This window comes from Planomonospora sp. ID91781 (assembly GCF_015711595.1).
GTDB lineage: Bacteria > Actinomycetota > Actinomycetes > Streptosporangiales > Streptosporangiaceae > Planomonospora > Planomonospora parontospora.
Genome location: NZ_JABTEY010000002.1, coordinates 455740 through 470613 on the forward strand (window position 1 = coordinate 455740; position 14874 = coordinate 470613).

The 14874-nt window shown below is 70.0% G+C and carries 17 protein-coding genes and 1 riboswitch; of the genes, 5 read left to right on the top strand and 12 right to left on the bottom strand.

Features of this window, described 5'->3' with window-relative positions; translation table 11 throughout:
• Positions 1–218: 218 nt before the first annotated feature.
• Positions 219–551, top strand: coding sequence for an RNA polymerase sigma factor (locus HS048_RS21315; RefSeq protein WP_196468394.1), 333 nt, complete (start codon positions 219–221; stop codon positions 549–551).
• A 370-nt stretch (positions 552–921) separates the two neighbouring features.
• On the opposite strand, the gene HS048_RS21320 is transcribed toward HS048_RS21315, so the two are convergent.
• The 7 genes from HS048_RS21320 to HS048_RS21350 form a co-directional block, all read right to left on the bottom strand.
• A complete protein-coding gene (locus HS048_RS21320; protein WP_196468395.1) occupies positions 922–1356 on the bottom strand; it encodes a GNAT family N-acetyltransferase in 435 nt (144 codons plus the stop codon).
• Between the two features lie 107 nt (positions 1357–1463).
• Positions 1464–3008 (bottom strand): MFS transporter, encoded by a 1545-nt coding sequence (locus tag HS048_RS21325; protein WP_196468396.1) that lies wholly within the window; start codon positions 3006–3008, stop codon positions 1464–1466.
• Between the two features lie 199 nt (positions 3009–3207).
• Positions 3208–3723 carry a hypothetical protein gene (locus HS048_RS21330; protein WP_196468397.1) on the bottom strand — a complete coding sequence of 172 codons (516 nt, stop codon included), beginning with the start codon at positions 3721–3723 and terminating at the stop codon, positions 3208–3210.
• Positions 3713–4141, bottom strand: coding sequence for a MarR family winged helix-turn-helix transcriptional regulator (locus tag HS048_RS21335; protein WP_196468398.1), 429 nt, complete (start codon positions 4139–4141; stop codon positions 3713–3715). Before HS048_RS21335 ends, HS048_RS21330 begins: the two co-directional genes overlap by 11 nt.
• A 405-nt stretch (positions 4142–4546) precedes the next feature.
• Positions 4547–5389: an MBL fold metallo-hydrolase gene (locus tag HS048_RS21340; RefSeq protein ID WP_196468399.1), complete on the bottom strand. Its 843-nt coding sequence runs from the start codon at positions 5387–5389 to the stop codon at positions 4547–4549.
• A 166-nt stretch (positions 5390–5555) separates the two neighbouring features.
• Positions 5556–6137 carry a TetR/AcrR family transcriptional regulator gene (locus HS048_RS21345; protein ID WP_196468400.1) on the bottom strand — a complete coding sequence of 194 codons (582 nt, stop codon included), beginning with the start codon at positions 6135–6137 and terminating at the stop codon, positions 5556–5558.
• Between the two features lie 33 nt (positions 6138–6170).
• The gene (locus HS048_RS21350; protein WP_196468401.1) at positions 6171–6722 is read right to left on the bottom strand and encodes a DUF4396 domain-containing protein; all 552 of its coding nucleotides are present in this window, start codon (positions 6720–6722) and stop codon (positions 6171–6173) included.
• A 358-nt stretch (positions 6723–7080) separates the two neighbouring features.
• Here HS048_RS21350 and HS048_RS21355 point away from each other — a divergent pair, with 358 nt between their 5' ends.
• The 3 genes from HS048_RS21355 to HS048_RS21365 are packed head-to-tail and all read left to right on the top strand — an operon-like array spanning position 7081 to position 9331.
• Positions 7081–7449: a BlaI/MecI/CopY family transcriptional regulator gene (locus tag HS048_RS21355; RefSeq protein WP_196468402.1), complete on the top strand. Its 369-nt coding sequence runs from the start codon at positions 7081–7083 to the stop codon at positions 7447–7449.
• Complete coding sequence (locus HS048_RS21360; RefSeq protein WP_196468403.1) at positions 7446–8396, top strand: M56 family metallopeptidase; 951 nt, start codon at positions 7446–7448, stop codon at positions 8394–8396. The genes HS048_RS21355 and HS048_RS21360 overlap by 4 nt, the downstream gene beginning before the upstream one ends.
• 50 nt (positions 8397–8446) lie before the next feature.
• Entirely contained in the window at positions 8447–9331 is an 885-nt protein-coding gene (locus tag HS048_RS21365) for a F510_1955 family glycosylhydrolase (RefSeq protein WP_196468404.1), read from the top strand.
• Between the two features lie 87 nt (positions 9332–9418).
• Here HS048_RS21365 and HS048_RS21370 read toward each other — a convergent pair whose 3' ends face one another.
• Positions 9419–10219, bottom strand: coding sequence for an IucA/IucC family C-terminal-domain containing protein (locus HS048_RS21370; RefSeq protein WP_196468405.1), 801 nt, complete (start codon positions 10217–10219; stop codon positions 9419–9421).
• A gap of 202 nt (positions 10220–10421) precedes the next feature.
• Positions 10422–10576: riboswitch (cyclic di-AMP (ydaO/yuaA leader) on the bottom strand.
• Positions 10577–11182: 606 nt separating this feature from the next.
• On the opposite strand from HS048_RS21370, the gene HS048_RS21375 reads away from it, so the two are divergent.
• A complete protein-coding gene (locus HS048_RS21375) occupies positions 11183–12052 on the top strand; it encodes a CHAP domain-containing protein (RefSeq protein ID WP_196468406.1) in 870 nt (289 codons plus the stop codon).
• Positions 12053–12123: 71 nt separating this feature from the next.
• Here HS048_RS21375 and HS048_RS21380 read toward each other — a convergent pair whose 3' ends face one another.
• The 4 genes from HS048_RS21380 to HS048_RS21395 are packed head-to-tail and all read right to left on the bottom strand — an operon-like array spanning position 12124 to position 14835.
• Positions 12124–13071 (bottom strand): cation diffusion facilitator family transporter, encoded by a 948-nt coding sequence (locus HS048_RS21380; RefSeq protein WP_196468407.1) that lies wholly within the window; start codon positions 13069–13071, stop codon positions 12124–12126.
• Positions 13072–13103: 32 nt separating this feature from the next.
• Positions 13104–13757, bottom strand: a complete 654-nt coding sequence (locus tag HS048_RS21385; RefSeq protein ID WP_196468408.1) for an isoprenylcysteine carboxylmethyltransferase family protein — start codon at positions 13755–13757, stop codon at positions 13104–13106.
• 2 nt (positions 13758–13759) lie between these two features.
• Positions 13760–14494, bottom strand: a complete 735-nt coding sequence (locus HS048_RS21390) for a cation transporter (RefSeq protein ID WP_196468409.1) — start codon at positions 14492–14494, stop codon at positions 13760–13762.
• Positions 14494–14835 (bottom strand): helix-turn-helix transcriptional regulator, encoded by a 342-nt coding sequence (locus tag HS048_RS21395; RefSeq protein ID WP_196468410.1) that lies wholly within the window; start codon positions 14833–14835, stop codon positions 14494–14496. The genes HS048_RS21390 and HS048_RS21395 overlap by 1 nt, the downstream gene beginning before the upstream one ends.
• Positions 14836–14874 lie beyond the last annotated feature (39 nt).

A 14874-nucleotide genomic window follows, 5' to 3' on the forward strand; every position in this document is an offset into this window, starting at 1 on the left:
CGCCCGCACGCGCTGCGTCTTCCCGCGACAGAACCATCAAGCGGGAACGACGGCCGCTCGCCGGTATCGCACGCTATGAAGCCCACTGGCCACGCGGACCTGTCCGTCACAGTAAAACGAGAGATGTCTGCAGGGCGGAGAAATGATCGCGGCATCTGCGACATGAAGGGGCGTACGCGAACCCCCGTCACGCAGAAGGCCGGTCATGAGGACTACCAGTGGATGACAACCGCCAAGCCCGGTTCGAGAAGGTCTACCTCGACACCTACGAACAGATCCTGGGCTATGCGATCCGCCGCTGCGACTGCGCCCAGGACGCAGCCGACGTGGTGGCCGAGACATTCGAGATCGCGTGGCGCCGTATAGAGGACCTGCCCGTCGGCGACGAGGCGCGGCTGTGGCTGTACGGCGTGGCGCGCAACGTCGTGGCCAATCACCGCAGGGGCCGCCTGCGGCAGCGCAATCGCCACACGCCCCTGGACGAGGATGTCGTCGCCCTCTACACCCGTACGGCCCCGTCCGATGTTCTGCCGGGAGTTCGCGGCCAGTGAAGGGCACTCAGAGCGAACCTACGGACTCATCAGCAGATTTCAGGAGGTGGAGCCGCGGGTTCATACCGGACTCATGGACAACCGTACGGAAGCTCAGCCGCGCAGAGCTGAACGATGGCGCGCCCCCGGAAGGCAGCACGGAGTGACGAGGTGTATTGCACCTCGGCCCCTTCATCTTCCATCGTCGATTAACGATGGAAGAGAACCTCCCGGCTCTCGACCGCGCTTCCGCCGATTGCTCCAAGTCATTCGATCCGGGCTGCCATCTCCGTTTGCGTAGAGGGTGGACGCACCGTGATCGCCACACGGGAGCACGGTCCTTGCTACGAGCCTCCCTATTGCGGGCGTGACGCGTGCGGCGGTGTTCGGGCTACTTCGGCTGCCAGCGGCCGATCTTCTTGGAGACGAGGGCGGCGCCGATGCGCTCATAGAAGCGTTGCGCGGACATGTTGACCTCGGCCACCTCCCAGCGGATCACCTTGCCGTCGGCGGCTTCGGCGGCGGCGCGCATCAGCTGTTCTCCCACGCCGTTGCCGCGTTCGGCGCCGGTCACGTACAGGTCGTCCAAGTGGAGGTAATCCTGGCCGGACCAGAAGCTGATGCGCTGCAGCCAGGAGACGTAGCCGATGGCCCGCCCGTCCCGCTCGGCGATCAGGTAGGTGATCTCCGGGCGGGTGAGCATCCGCTTCAGGTCGTCGACGCTTACCGTGACGCCCCAGGTCTGGTCTTGGTGCTCGGCCAACCCGTGGATGAGGTCGTGCACGGTGGAGGCGTCATCGGGCGTGGCGCGTCGGATCACAATCACGGTGGTCCTTCCAGATGAGGGTTCAGAGGGCGGGTTGGGGCGGTGTGCGCTTCCAGACCGGTTGCCGCCGGCTGCCGGGCGGGCGAGCAAACGGCTGCGCTCGATGGTTACTGGCCGGGAGTGCTGCCGGTGGGCGGGATGTGGCCCAGCCGGCGCAGCGCCAGCACCGCCGCGCCGGCGGCGATGACCGCGGCGATGACGGCCGCCGTGGTGAGCCCGCCGGCGAACGCCGTCCGGGCGGGGGCGAGCACGGCTGCGGCCAGCTCGCCTGGCAGCGTCTGCGCGGCGGTGACCGCGCCGCCGAGACTGTCGCGGCTGGCCGCGGCGGCCTCGGGCGGCAGGCCGCCGGGCAGCCCACCGGTGACCTGACCGCGGTAAACGGCGGTGGCGATGCTGCCGATGATCGCGATACCGAGGGAGATGCCCAGGTCGCTGCAGGTAGTGGCCAGCCCGGAGGCCGCGCCCGCCTTCTGTGGCGGCACCGAGCCGACGACCAGGTTGGTGGTCAGCGCCATGGACGGCGCGACGGCCGGATACAGGACGATGAAGCCCGCGACCAGGAGCGGCAGCCCGCCGGTGGCGCCGACCTGGGTGAGCATCAGGTAGCCGACCACCTGGACGGCCAGCCCGGCCGCGATGAGACGTCCCGGGCGAATACGCCGGGCCGCGATGGGCGAGGCCGTCGAGACGAGCACCAGCAGCGCCGCGGCCGGCAGCACCCACAGCCCCGCCTGCAGCGGTGACAGGCCCTCCACCAGTTGCAGGTACTGGGTGATGAGCAGGTAGACGCCGCCGAGCGCGGTGGCCGCGAGCAGGAACACGCCCAGGGCGCCGCTGACCGCGCGGTGGGCGAACAGCCGCACGTCCAGCAGCGGCTCGGGCAAGCGTAGCTGGCGCATGACGAGCCAGGCGCCGAACGCCAGTCCGATCACGAGGGCGGCCACCGCGACGGCCAGGCGGCCGTCCTTGCCGAGTTCTTTGACGCCGTAGACGATCGGCAGCACGGTGGCCAGCGACAGCAGCACGCTGGCCAGGTCTACCCGCCCGGCGGCGGGGTTGCGGTGGGCGGGCAGCAGCAGCGGCGCCCCGATCGCCACGATCGCCATGACGGGCACGCCGACCAGGAAGGCCGCTCGCCAGGAGAAGGCCTCCAGCAGCGCCCCGCCGAGGACCGGGCCCAGTCCGGTGCCGACCGAGATGGCGCCCGACCAGGCCCCGACCGCGACGCCGCGCTGGCGGGGGTCGGTGAACGTGGTGAAGATCAGGCCCAGCGTGGCGGGCATCTGGGTGGCTGCGGCGATGCCCAGGACGGCTCGCCAGACGATCAGCCAGGTGGGGTCGGAGGTGTTGGCGGCCAGGATCGAGACGACGGCGAAGACGGCCGCGCCGACGGTCAGCAGCCGCCGGTGGCCGACCCGGTCGCCGAGCGTGCCCATGGTGACCAGGAGGCCGGCCATCAAGAAGCCGTAGATGTCGATGATCCACAACATCTGGGTGCTGCTTGGCCGCAGGTCTGCGGTCAGTTGGGGGATGGCCAGGAACAGGATGGTCAGCATCATGAACAGCAATAGCGGGGGCAGGATCAGCACGCCCAGGCCGAGCCACTGTTTCACGCCGGTGCGCGGGCCGGAGCCGGTGTCCGCGGTCGTCACGAGTTGTCCTTTCGGTCGTCGGGCTGGGGAGGCGTTATGCCTCCCCAGTGACGGTTGGGGTGGTCTGACAGCCGGGGGATCCGTCGAGTAAGTCAACACGGTACGGGGGTTAGGTATATAGATGAGCAGAAGAAACCGTACCTCCGCTAGGTATAGATGGGATAGACGGATCCGGCGGAAAAGCGTTCGGGTGGCGGGTTCAGCCGTGTTCGGCGTGCTGGCCGTGGTCGGTGACCTGGGCGTCGAACCACGCGTGCAGCGCTGTGATCAGGGAGGTCTCGGTGGTGGTGTAGGTGATCTGGGCGCCGGCGGGCAGCTCGGCGTAATCGATGGCGATGCGGTCGTGGCCTTGTTCAAGCTCGCGCAGGCCCGGCATGTCGCCGCCGTGGATGGAGGCGGGGTCGCCGTAGTCGCCCTTGCTGAAGCCCGCCGCCTCCTCGGTCAGGTGCTCGCGGATCAGAGCGACCTGCTCGGCGTCGGCCGGATCGTCGGAGGTGACGGTCTGCACGCCGCCATCGGCGGACTTGGCGAAGCGGTGCGTGGTGCGCTCCAGGTCGAACGGCATCACCTGCCGGCTCCTGGCCGCGATCTCGGCCTGCCGGGCGGCCTGCGCCTGCTGCTCACCCCGGTCGATGAGTATGTACGCCGTCGTGGCGACGACGATGAGCGCGAGCACCGTGATGAGCGTCTGGGTGCGTCGATTCTTAAGTTTCATCGATGGCCTCCGTGAGGATGGTCAGGGCGCGCAGCACGTCGGCGCGTTCGCCCTGGGGGACACGGTCTAAAACGGCGGAGAACCGCTTGGTCCTGGCCTCGGCCAGCCGACCTGCGGCCTGCACCCCGTGCGGGGTGAGCCGGACCAGCACGCCGCGCCCGTCGTCGGGCGCGGGGGTGCGCTCGGCCCAGCCGCGGTTGATGAGCTGCGTGACCAGGCGGCTGGTGGTGCTTTTTTCTAGGCGGAGCCGGTGCGCCAGCTCGCTTTGGCGTAATGAGCCGTCCCTGGCCAGTTCGCCCAGCGCGTGGGCCTCCGAGGTCGGGATGGGCTGCCCGCAGGGGGTCTGGTCGGGCTGGTGGAGGCCGAAGGCTCGGACGAAGCGCGCCACGGCTTCCTGGAGTTCGCGATCATCCGCCATGGTTCGACCGTACAACTAGATAGTTGTTTAGCGCAACCAGATAGCCGACCCAAACAACTGGACGTGATCCTCATCATGGCGAGAGCCCGAGATGTGATCACCAGAGTGATCCCGCAACAGCGCTTTGGAGATCGATCGGTGCGCTGCGGCCTCCTCCGGCCCGGCCGGGCGGGCATTCACCGCCGACGAGCCGAACCGGAGCTGGACCGCTGACGTCACCTACGCGCCGGCCTGGCAGGGATCCCTCTACCTGGTGGCGGGCTTGAACGTGCTCTCCGGGAGGCGGCCGCGTGGGAACTCAGCTGCGCAGGGGCGGATGATGGTGGCCGCTAAAAGTTGACGTGTCAGCCGCGTCTTCCACGTACGAGTGTTTCCAGAAGCCGGTCCTGGCCGTTCCGGCTGGCCTCACTCCGCATGCACATCGAAACCAGCGCCCTTCCTGACGATCGTCCCGGAGCGGGCAAGATGGGCGGCCAGCAGGACACCCGAACGGTCGGCGAGATCGTTCAGTACGCGACGGCGGGATTCCGCAGCACGGACAGGATCCTCGCAAAGAGACGAGGAGACATCCGGGCGGATCAACTGCAGAGGATGGTGGAGCAGGTCGCCTGCGATCACCGCGGTCCGACCGCTGTCGGTGATCTCCACGACGAGATGGCCGGGGGTGTGCCCGGGAGCGGGGAGCAGTCGGACGCCGTCGTCGATCCGGTGGGTCCCGGTGACCAGGTCCAGCAGGCCGGCCGCCTCCAGCGGCAGGACGCATGCGCCGATTCGGTCGGCGTGCCGGGCGCGGCCGGCGGTGAAGTGCTCGTACTCCGCTGCGGCCAGCAGGTAGCGCGCACGGGGGAAGGCCGGTTTCAGGTCGTCGGTGGTGTTCCAGCCGACGTGGTCGTGGTGCAGGTGGGTGTTGACCACGGTGTCCACGGTGGCGGGCTCGATGCCGGCCTCGGCGAGGGTGGTCATCCATCGGGAGGTGAAGCCGGGGAAGGGGCCTCTTTTCCCCTGCTTGCCGCCGCCGAGGCAGGTGTCGACCAGGATCGTGGTTCCGGCGCCCAGGATGGCGAAGCCGGCGACGACCATCGGCTCGCGCATGCCGTCCATCGCGAGCAGTCGTTCGAGGTCCGCCGCCGGCAGGTGGGGGAACAGGCGCTCGGGCGGCAGGACGTGACCGGCCGCGTCGATCAGCGGGACGACGGTGCGCCGCCCGACGGTGACGGGCGCAGGCTGGGGCGGGACGTACAACGACATGGGCTGCTCCTGATCCGGTGGGGGTTCCTCGGCTGAACTGAGGCGTCCCGGTAGGAGTTACCGGTGGTCAGGGGTGACGGCAATCGCCGAACAGGTCCCGACCGTTCACAAGCGCACACTTGGCGGCTGTCTGTTCGGGAACCGGGATCCGCTGTGCCGAGGGCTGCTACTCCCCCTCGCGGGCGCCTGCCAATGCCGCCGCGACGCCTTTCGTCAGCACCGTACGGAAGACGGCGTCCATCCGTGCGGGAGTCTCGGCCGTGCCGTCCTCCACCCAGCGGGTGAGCAGGGCCATGAACGCGCCGGCGGCGCAGGTGACGGCCAGGTCCAGGTCAGCGGGAGCAGGGGTGTCCGGCGGCAGGGCGGCCAGCAGTTCGGTACGGATGATCGATGACAGGACGTACCGGATACGGGCGTGCACGGCCGCTCCGCCGCGCGGCCCCAGCAAGGCGCGGACCAGGTGCCGCTGCTCGTCGACGTGCTCCAGCAGGGGGAGGCTGAAGGTGAACATCTCCTCCGGCGTGGCCGGCCGAGCGGATCCCAACTGGTCGACGAGTTCGTCGATGGTGTGGAACAGGACGTCCTGCTTGCCGGTGAAGTGGGAGTAGAAGGTCGAGCGGCCGATGTCGGCTCGCTCGATCAGGTCGGTGACGGTGACGGCGTCGTAGCCCTTGTCCACGATCGCGTCGACCAGGGCGTCTTGTACGGCTCGCCGGGTGCGGCGCACCCGGCGGTCGAGTCCGTCCATGGGTCTCCGTCTCGTCGTCGGCCGGCCGGGGGATCAGTGGCGGTAGGCGTGGACGACGGCGTGCCCCTTGCCGCGGCCGATGATCCACTTGTTGACCGGAGTGGTGACGAGGAAGGCCACCAGGAAGGCGAAGGCGAGGGCGCCCCAGAACAGGCCGGTGGTCAGGCCGGCGTCCATGGCGCCGGGGATCACCAGCATGACGCCGTTGTCGACGATCTCCATGACGATGATCGAGACGGTGTCGGCGGCCAGCGCCAGCTTGATCGCGGTGCCCCAGTTCACGCCGGCCCGGCGCAGCGGGATCAGGGTGAGCAGGTAACCGAAGAAGAAGGCCAGGGCGACGGCCAGGATGATGGTGGGCGCGGTGGACCAACCCAGGGCGGTGCCGATCACCAGGCCGAGGACCTCGCCGATCGCGCAGCCGGTGAGGCAGTGCAGGGTGGCCGAGGCGGCCATCTTCCAGGTGGTCTTCTGATCATGGCCCGCGTGGGCGTGGTGGTCGTGTCCCCCGTGTCCATGGTGTCCCTCCGGCTGCCCATGACCGTGGTGCATCTCGTGCCCTGAGTGGTGCGTCGGTTCCGACATGGTGAGCTCCTTCGTCGATCAGGACTGACACGCTTCAAGATATACCCCATAGGGGTATCGGGCAAGCCGATCTTCCCCGAGGGGCGCCACCGGCGGATCCGCCGCCCGCCGATGGCCGGACCGGGGCGGGATCCCGGCGAGCAGGGAACCTACTATGGAGGGTCGGCGATGGGTCGACAATGGCCGGTGATCATCGCGCCGCCGGGTTCGTAAGCAGCGCACTGCCAGGCCGGTGCCGCCGCAGCGGATCACTCAGCTCCGCCCAGGCCGCCTTCTCCCGCGGAGGATCGAGCACCTGCCGGCACCTACGACGGCCGGTAGCATTGAACTATCCGCAGGCAGAGGGGAGACGCACACGATGCGTGGTCTGGGAGACCTGGAGTCCGCGATCATGGATCGCCTGTGGTCGTATCACCGGCCTGCGTCGGTCAGGGATGTGCTCGACGATCTGCGCCGCGATCGGGAGATCGCTTACACGACGGTCATGACGGTGATGGACAAACTGCACACCAAGGGCCTGCTGCGCCGTAAACAGGTCGGCCGGGCGTATGTCTACGAGACGGTGGCCAGCAAGGAGGCCTACACCGCCGAGCTGATGCGTGCCACGCTCACCTCCGGCGGCAACCAGGCGGCCACGCTGGTGCACTTCCTGGAGCGGCTGTCCCCGGAGGAGTCCGAAGCGCTCGAGGCCGCGCTCAAAGTGTATCCGACCAAGGGCCGCGCATGATCGCCGCCGTGATCCTGGCGTCGTACGCCGTCGTCGCCGCGGCCTGGCTGCCCCGGCTGCTCGACCGCGGCGCGTGGGCCGAGCGTGCTCCGCGACTGGCGATCTCCGTATGGCTGGCCGCGTGCGTCTCGGTGGTCGCCTCCGGTCTCTTCGCGGCGTTCGCCGCCGCGGTTCCGGCCTCCGTGGTCGGGCATGGGCTGGCCGCGTTCTTCGAGGCATGCGCGGAGCTGCTCACCGATGGAGAAGCCGCCATCTCCACGGGCGCCCGCGCCGCTTTGTTCGGTGCCGCTCTGGTCGCAGGCAGGGTGGTCTACTGCGGGGCGGCCGTGCTCGTCCGTGCACAGCGCGAACGCCGGCGGCACGCCGACATGTTGAACATCCTCGGCCGCCACGACGGTGATCTGGAAGCGGTGGTACTGGAGCACGACGAGGCCGCGGCCTACTGCCTGCCCGGACGGCAGGGCAGGACGGTCATCACGACCGCGGCTCTGCAGTCCCTGGCTCCCGAGCAGATCGCCGCCGTGCTCGCCCACGAGCGGGCCCATCTGCGGGGGCGTCACCATCTCGTGCTGGCCGCCGCTGAAGCCTTCTTCGTCGCCTTTCCCCGCCTGCCGCTGTTCGCCCAGGCCCGCACCGAGGTCACCCGGCTGGTCGAGTTGCTCGCCGACGATGTCGCTGCCCGCCAGCATCCGCGCATCCACATCGCCGCCGCCCTGGTACGGCTGGCCACCGGCAGGACTCCGGCGTTCATGCTGGGTGCCGGTGGCGAGACGGCGCTGACCCGGGTCAAGCGCATGCTCAATCCGGCCGCTCCCCTCGGCCGCAAGGAGCGCCTGGCCGGCTTGGCCGCTGTCGCTCTGCTGCTCGCCGGTCCTGCGGTCGTGGCCGCGATCCCGGGTGTGGCGTCGCTGCTGGCCCACCACTGCCATACGCTTTCGATCTTCTAGACACCGCACCTTCTACGATGATGGATAGTAGATGGCGGTAGCATCATGCCATGGCCTCGATCGACCGGCATCGTCGTGTGCGCGCAGGCGCCGTCCTGGCGCTCGCGCTGCTGTCCGGTACGGCATGCGCCGCACAGCCGTCCACGCAGACCGCCGATGCCGCCGATCCTGGGATCGGTCACGTTCACGGGCTGGGGGTCGACCCGGCCGACGGCACGATCTACATCGCCGGGCACTACGGCCTGTTCCAGGTCCGTTCCACCGACACTGCCCGGCGGGTCGCCGATCGCGTTCAGGATCACATGGGCTTCATCGTGATCGGGCCGAAGACCTTCCTGGCCAGCGGGCACCCCGCGGCGAACGACGTCCCATCCGGCGGCTCCCCGCACCTGGGCCTGATCCGCACCACGGACGCCGGCCTCACCTGGAGCACGGTCTCGCAGGCAGGCATCGCCGACTTCCACGCCATCGCACCGGCGGGGACGACCCTGTACGCCTACGACAGCCAGAGCGGGCAGGTGCGGCGCAGCGGCAATGAAGGCCAAGGCTGGGCGCCGGGAGCCGCGCTGCAAGTGATCGACTTGGCCGCTCACGAGGAGGAGCCGAACCGGGTCCACGCGACCACTTCCGAGGGAGTGCAGGTCAGCAAGGACGGCGGCCTGACCTTCGCCGGGCTCGCCGGCTCCCCTTTGTTGTCCCACCTTGACGCGCTCGGCAAAGACGACCTGGTGGGGGTCGGCGCCGATGGCCGTGTGCACGCCAGCGCCGACGGCGGCGCAACGTGGCAGGCCGCAGGCCGCCTGCCCGGCCAGGCCGCGGCTTTCACCGCCGTCGACCGGCAGCGTCTCCTTGCGGCGCTGCAGGACGGGACCGTCCTGGAATCAACGGACGGAGGACGCGGCTTCTCCGTCGTCTACCGGCCCGCCCTCAGCTGAGCCGCACGCCCGCACCTTCTCCGACCGCCCCCGTTCCGTCCGCGGGCGCCGCGTCGTCACTGATCGCAGCCGGAGGCCGGGGCCGGATCAGTGCGAGCTCGCCGCGCCGGCGAGGACCCGGCGGTAGGCGCAGACGCGGTCCTCGACACTGTCCAGGCAGCAGCTGGCGCACTTCTCTCCATGGACGGCGGTGTAGAACAGGCAGCACGTCCGGCGCAGGTAGAACAAGCCCTCCCTGCCGCCCTCGGAGAGCCGGACCATCTCCCCCAGCCCGCCCAGCCCCGGCGGGCAGGCGGCGAGGAAGGCATCATGGGAACGGTGCAGCAGGTCGACGTCGGCCCCGGGCGTCCTGCTCGCGGCGCCGAACGCCGCGGCGCACCCCTGGGCGATTCCGCCGTGCAGCTGGCGCTGGCCCGCGCGGCTGCGCACCCGCAGCGCATCGGCGAGCGGGAACAGGTGCTCATCGAGCACCTGGCCGACCAGCAGCTTCAGCCGTACGTCCGCGGTCATCTGTGAGGTCTCGGCCAGCCGGGGGCGGCGCAGCGCGACGGCGCCGAACCCGTGGTGGTCGTCGAGCCGGAGCGCCACGTTGTCCGGCCGCACATCCAGCACCTCACCGTACAGTGCCCAGGCCAGCAGGGCGGGAGCCGTGACCGTGCCCGCGTAGACGGCCATCACGGTCAGCGCCGTGGCGTGCGCCGACACCTGTCCGCTGGCGGTCCGCTCGGCTTCGAGCACCCGGGTCAGCTCCTCGGAGGCGGGGTCCAGCAGCCGGTCGGCGGCGACCCAGTCCTCGCCCGCGTCCAGGCCGTCCTGCAGCCGGTAGCGCTCGCCGTAGCCGGCCAGCGCGGTGAGCACGGCTGCAGGGCCGGGAGGTGGATGCGACACGTCGGGGGAGCTCCTTGCATGAGGGACGGCGTTGTCCGCGCACCATTGTGGGCCATCGACACAGCAGGCCGACGTAGCGGGGCGGCACGTCGGCGGCTCGGTCAGGTGATCGCCGTCCAGCGGCTGTTTACGGTCGGACGCCCGATGAGGCGCCCCATACGGCGCAGCCTGCGGTGAGGAACCGGCGTGCTTCACTCGCGTCTCTCCTTTTCGTGACCGCCTACCGGGCGAACTGACGGGTTCGGGCCAAGAGTCGCCCTACCGCCGACGGGACGGATTCACCCTGCGCGCTCGTGGAAAGGTCCGCGGGTTCGCGCGATGGGTCCCCGGTTCCCCCGGCGGAGGCGTCTGGGCCGGCGCGGGATCCGACGGCAGGCGGGCCGTCTTCCCGATGAAGGCAGATCATCAGACGTTACGATGCGATGTAGTAGATGCGTGTCGGCAAGATGAATAAAACGTCACATAACGTCCGAAAGCTCTACCTTGGCCAGGGCTGTCCGTAAGATCTTCCGGCCGCACGATCGCAAGGTCTTGCCCATCCGGATGCCCCAGTTCCCGGCCGCGCCCGCACTCACCTGGATGCGGTTTCACTTGCGCATGAGAGCCTCTCCGCCTGCTCATGACGGTTGCAGCAAGGGTGCGGGACGAACACCGGCTTCGATGATGCACGCCACTGTCTCTGCGGTGCCCTGCAGCGGATTCCGCCCCGCACCCCGGGGGACGGCAGCTCCACTCCCCGCCTCCTATCGGGGTCAGCGAATCGAATCCCTGACTTTCCTCAGGAACTATCTGCCGTAGTCGAATGTCCAGGCGACAACAGGATGACCCCGGGCTGTTCCTGCACGACCACGCCTTGACGCGTGGCCGGAGAGGGCGGCTGTGGCTTACGCCGTACCGGCAGGAGCTTCGTGTCCCGCGTCATGAGAGCCCTTTCCCCGCGCAGGTCAGTAAAGGAACGTACCGTTGCCCGTTCTGTCGCACGCCTTCGGCCGCCAGAGCCTGTCCATCAGCCTGATCGTCGCCGGCATGGCAAGCTTCACCGTCCTGTCCGCTGGGACGGCTCATGCAGCCGACATCCCGTCGATCACCGACAGCGACTCCGGCGCGGCTCCCTTCTCGCAGATGCAGACCCGGATCGCCGAGATCGAAGCCCAGATCGCGATGATCGAGCAGGGGACGATGCCGTCTCAGGCCCCGGCCCCCGAGACCTCAGCACCGGCCCAGCCGCGCAGTGAGGTCATCCAGTCGCCCGATCAGAACCTGACCACCGATGGCCGAAGCGACGCGCTTGCGGCGCCGGACCAGCTCCCAGAGCTGCAGATGCCGGACCGGTCCCAGGCAAAGGGTCTTTCCGGACCGGCCGCGCCGCTGACCGCAGGCACCAAGGTCCAGCAGCTCATCGCCACCGCCCTCAGCAAGGTCGGCGAGGGCGAGGCCGCGGACGGCACGTCCTTCTACGGCAAGTGGTACGACAAGTACACCAAGCAGAAGGGGTTCGCCGCCGCCCCCTGGTGCGACATGTTCCTGGCGTGGGTGGCCGTCGAGCACGGCGCGCAGGATGCGATGGGCATCTACGCCTACACCCCCTGGCACGCGCAGTGGTTCAAGAAGCAGGGCCGCTTCGACCGCGCCCCGCAGGTCGGCGACCTCGTCTTCTTCGACTGGGGCGGCTCCAAGAACATCTCGGCCATCGACCACGTCGGCCTGGTGACCGGCGTGAACCCCGACGGTTCGGTCTCCACGGTGGAGGGCAACATCAGCGACAAGGTGATCGCGCGCACGCGCACCATGGACACCATCGTCGGGTTCGGCCACCCGGCCTACTCAGGCTGAGACCCGAGAGCCCTGCCGGGTGCGGGCCTGACCAGAGGACGGACCGGTCGGTCCGGGGGAGCCCTTGGCCGTCAGGCGTGGGCGGGTTGCTCGTGCCGGGCGTGGGCCGGCGACTCCAGCTGCAGGGTGGCGTGGTGCAGGTCGAAACGGTCCTTGAGGCACTCCTGCAGGACGTCCAGCAGCCGCGGGGCGTGGCCGTCGGTGAAGCACTCGTCGTCGATGACGATGTGCGCGCTGAGCGCGGCCAGGCCCGAGGTGACGGTCCAGGCGTGCAGGTCGTGCACGGCCCGTACGTGCGGCACCGCCAGCAGCTGCGCGCGGACCTGGTCCAGGTCCAGGTGGGCGGGGGTGGCCTCCAGGAGCACGTTGACGGCCGCGTGCAGCAGCTTGAGCGCGCGCGGCACGATGAGCAGGCCGATCAGCACCGCGACGACGGCGTCGGCGCGGGTGAACCCGGTCAGGTGGGCCGCGATCGCGGCGGCGATGACGCCCACGGAGGTGAGCGCGTCGGTGGCCACCTCCAGGAAGGCGCCGCGCAGGTTGAGACTCTCGCCCTGCACGCCGATCAGCACCAGCATCGAGGCCAGGTTGCCGACCAGGCCGACGACGCCGAAGAGCAGCATGGAGCCGGTGGCGAGGTGCGGAGCCTCCGCCGAGACCAGGCGGGAGACCGCCTCGTACAGCACGTACGCCCCGAGGCCGAAGAGCACCGCGGCGTTGACGGCCGCGGCCAGGATCTCGGCCCGGGCCAGGCCGAAGGTGCGCCTCGAGGTGGCCGGGCGGGCGGCCAGGACGATGGCCGCCAGGGCCAGGGCGATGCCGGCGCTGTCGGTGAGCATGTGCCCGGCGTCGGCCAGCAGCGCGATGCTGCCCGAGGCCAGTGCCCCGGCCACCTGCACGAGCATGACGGTGCCGGTGATGGCCAGCACGCCGACCAGGCGCCCGCGGTGGCGGCCGGTCGGACTCAGCTGCCCGTGCCCGTGACCGTGACCGTGACCGGATGCGTGGTTGCTGCCCACGAAATGCTCCTTCGTTGCTGGGGTGAACGACTTCAGTGGCCGCGGGCCGGGGGTGATCCCCCCGCCCGTGCGATGGTGTCCGGGCCGGGCAGGCGGCCCAGGCCGGGCACGAAGCGGCCCACCTGCGAGGCATACCTCTGGTAGGCGCGGCCGTGAGCGGCCAGCAGATAGGGCTCCTCCACCGCGCGCACCTGCAGCTCGATGGCGGCCACCAGCACCACCAAAGCGAGGAGCGCCACAGGGTTGGGCACCATCAGCGTCAGCCCGGCACTGGTGGTGACCATCGCGGTGAAGATCGGGTTGCGGGCCAGGGCGAACGGGCCGCCGGTGACCAGATCGGTGCGCTCGCCGGCGTCCACGCCGATCCGCCAGGAGGCACCCATGGCCAGCTGGGCAGCCAACGTGGCCACGGTGCCGCCGATGGCGATCACCACGCCGGCGGCCGCGGCCAGCGGGGAGTCGAGAACGGCCAGGGGTGCCAGGCCGGTGATGGCGGCGAGTGGCCCGGCCAGGCCCAGCATGATCGCGGCCACGAACGCCGTCTTGGCCCACCAGGCGATCGAGCCGGCCGGACCGGCGTTCAGGCGCAGGCCGCTGTCGCCGGTGCGGCGCCAGTGTGCGAACGTGCGCCAGCCGAAGGCCAGGCCCATCGCCACCAGGTACACGATGAGCGCGGTAACTGCCATGATCACTCCTTGCCGGTGGCGTCGGCGGCGTCGGTGGTGCAGCAGCCGTCGCCGCACCCGCTGGAGGTAGCCGAACCGGATACGGGAACGGTGGCGGGGACCAGGGCGGTGGCTGGACCGCAGCAGGCGTCCCCGCGCCAGGCCTCGCGGCCTTCCTTGACCGCCACGGCGGCGATCACCAGGGCGGCGATCGGGTCGGCCCACCACCAGCCGAACAGGCTGTTGACGGCCAGACCGACCAGGAGCACCGCCGACAGGTAGGTGCACAGCAGGGTCTGCTTGGAGTCGGCCACCGCCGAGGCCGAGCCGAGTTCGCGCCCGGCGCGGCGCTGGGCGGACGACAGCAGCGGCATGATGGCCAAGCTGAGCGCGGCCAGGATCAGCCCGGGCGTGGAATGGTCCGCCTCATTGGTGCCGAGCAAGGCCCGGACGGCCTCCACGCCGACGTAGGCGGCCAGCGCGAAGAAGGAGACCGCGATGACGCGCAGCGCGGTCTTCTCCCGCCGTTCGTGGTCGGCGGCGGAGAACTGCCAGGTCACCGCGGCGGCCGAGGCGACCTCCACGATCGAGTCCAGGCCGAACCCGATCAGTGCCGCCGAGGAGGCCAGGGCGCCGGCGGTAATGGCAACGGCGGCCTCGATGACGTTGTAGGTGATGGTGGCGGCCATCAGCAGCCGGATGCGCCGGGTCAGCACGGCGCGGCGGGCCGGAGCGGGGCCGGCGGAGAGGACGGCCATCAGCAGCAGTCCTCGGTCGCGACGGCGGCGCAGGTGCGTTCGGCGTCGGCGGCGACCGCGACCACGGCGGTGCGCAGGTCGTCTAGGGCGTGGCCGAGGCGGGCGTCGGCCAGTTCGTAGCGGGTGCGCCGGCCGACGGGGACGGCCACGACCAGGCCGCAGTCGCGCAGGCAGGCCAGGTGGTTGGACAGGCGGGTGCGGGAGATGGCCAGCGCTTCGGCCAGTTCGGCCGGGTGGGCGGGGGCCTCACGCAGCGCCAGGAGGATGCGGCAGCGGATCGGGTCGGCCAGCGCGCGGCCGAACCGGGCCAGGACCTCGATCTCGGGGGCGATCGTCAACATACCGTGATAGTACACAGAATCCTGAATTCAGGAAATCAT

What these genes read in the sequence shown, in the direction of transcription:
- HS048_RS21330 (WP_196468397.1), bottom strand. Translation starts at nt 3,723, where the DNA reads ATGAAACTTAAGAATCGACGCACCCAGACGCTCATCACGGTGCTCGCG.
- HS048_RS21335 (WP_196468398.1), bottom strand. Translation starts at nt 4,141, where the DNA reads ATGGCGGATGATCGCGAACTCCAGGAAGCCGTGGCGCGCTTCGTCCGA.
- HS048_RS21340 (WP_196468399.1), bottom strand. Translation starts at nt 5,389, where the DNA reads ATGTCGTTGTACGTCCCGCCCCAGCCTGCGCCCGTCACCGTCGGGCGG.
- HS048_RS21345 (WP_196468400.1), bottom strand. Translation starts at nt 6,137, where the DNA reads ATGGACGGACTCGACCGCCGGGTGCGCCGCACCCGGCGAGCCGTACAA.
- HS048_RS21350 (WP_196468401.1), bottom strand. Translation starts at nt 6,722, where the DNA reads ATGTCGGAACCGACGCACCACTCAGGGCACGAGATGCACCACGGTCAT.
- HS048_RS21355 (WP_196468402.1), top strand. Translation starts at nt 7,081, where the DNA reads ATGCGTGGTCTGGGAGACCTGGAGTCCGCGATCATGGATCGCCTGTGG.
- HS048_RS21360 (WP_196468403.1), top strand. Translation starts at nt 7,446, where the DNA reads ATGATCGCCGCCGTGATCCTGGCGTCGTACGCCGTCGTCGCCGCGGCC.
- HS048_RS21365 (WP_196468404.1), top strand. Translation starts at nt 8,447, where the DNA reads ATGGCCTCGATCGACCGGCATCGTCGTGTGCGCGCAGGCGCCGTCCTG.
- HS048_RS21385 (WP_196468408.1), bottom strand. Translation starts at nt 13,757, where the DNA reads ATGGCAGTTACCGCGCTCATCGTGTACCTGGTGGCGATGGGCCTGGCC.
- HS048_RS21390 (WP_196468409.1), bottom strand. Translation starts at nt 14,494, where the DNA reads ATGGCCGTCCTCTCCGCCGGCCCCGCTCCGGCCCGCCGCGCCGTGCTG.
- HS048_RS21395 (WP_196468410.1), bottom strand. Translation starts at nt 14,835, where the DNA reads ATGTTGACGATCGCCCCCGAGATCGAGGTCCTGGCCCGGTTCGGCCGC.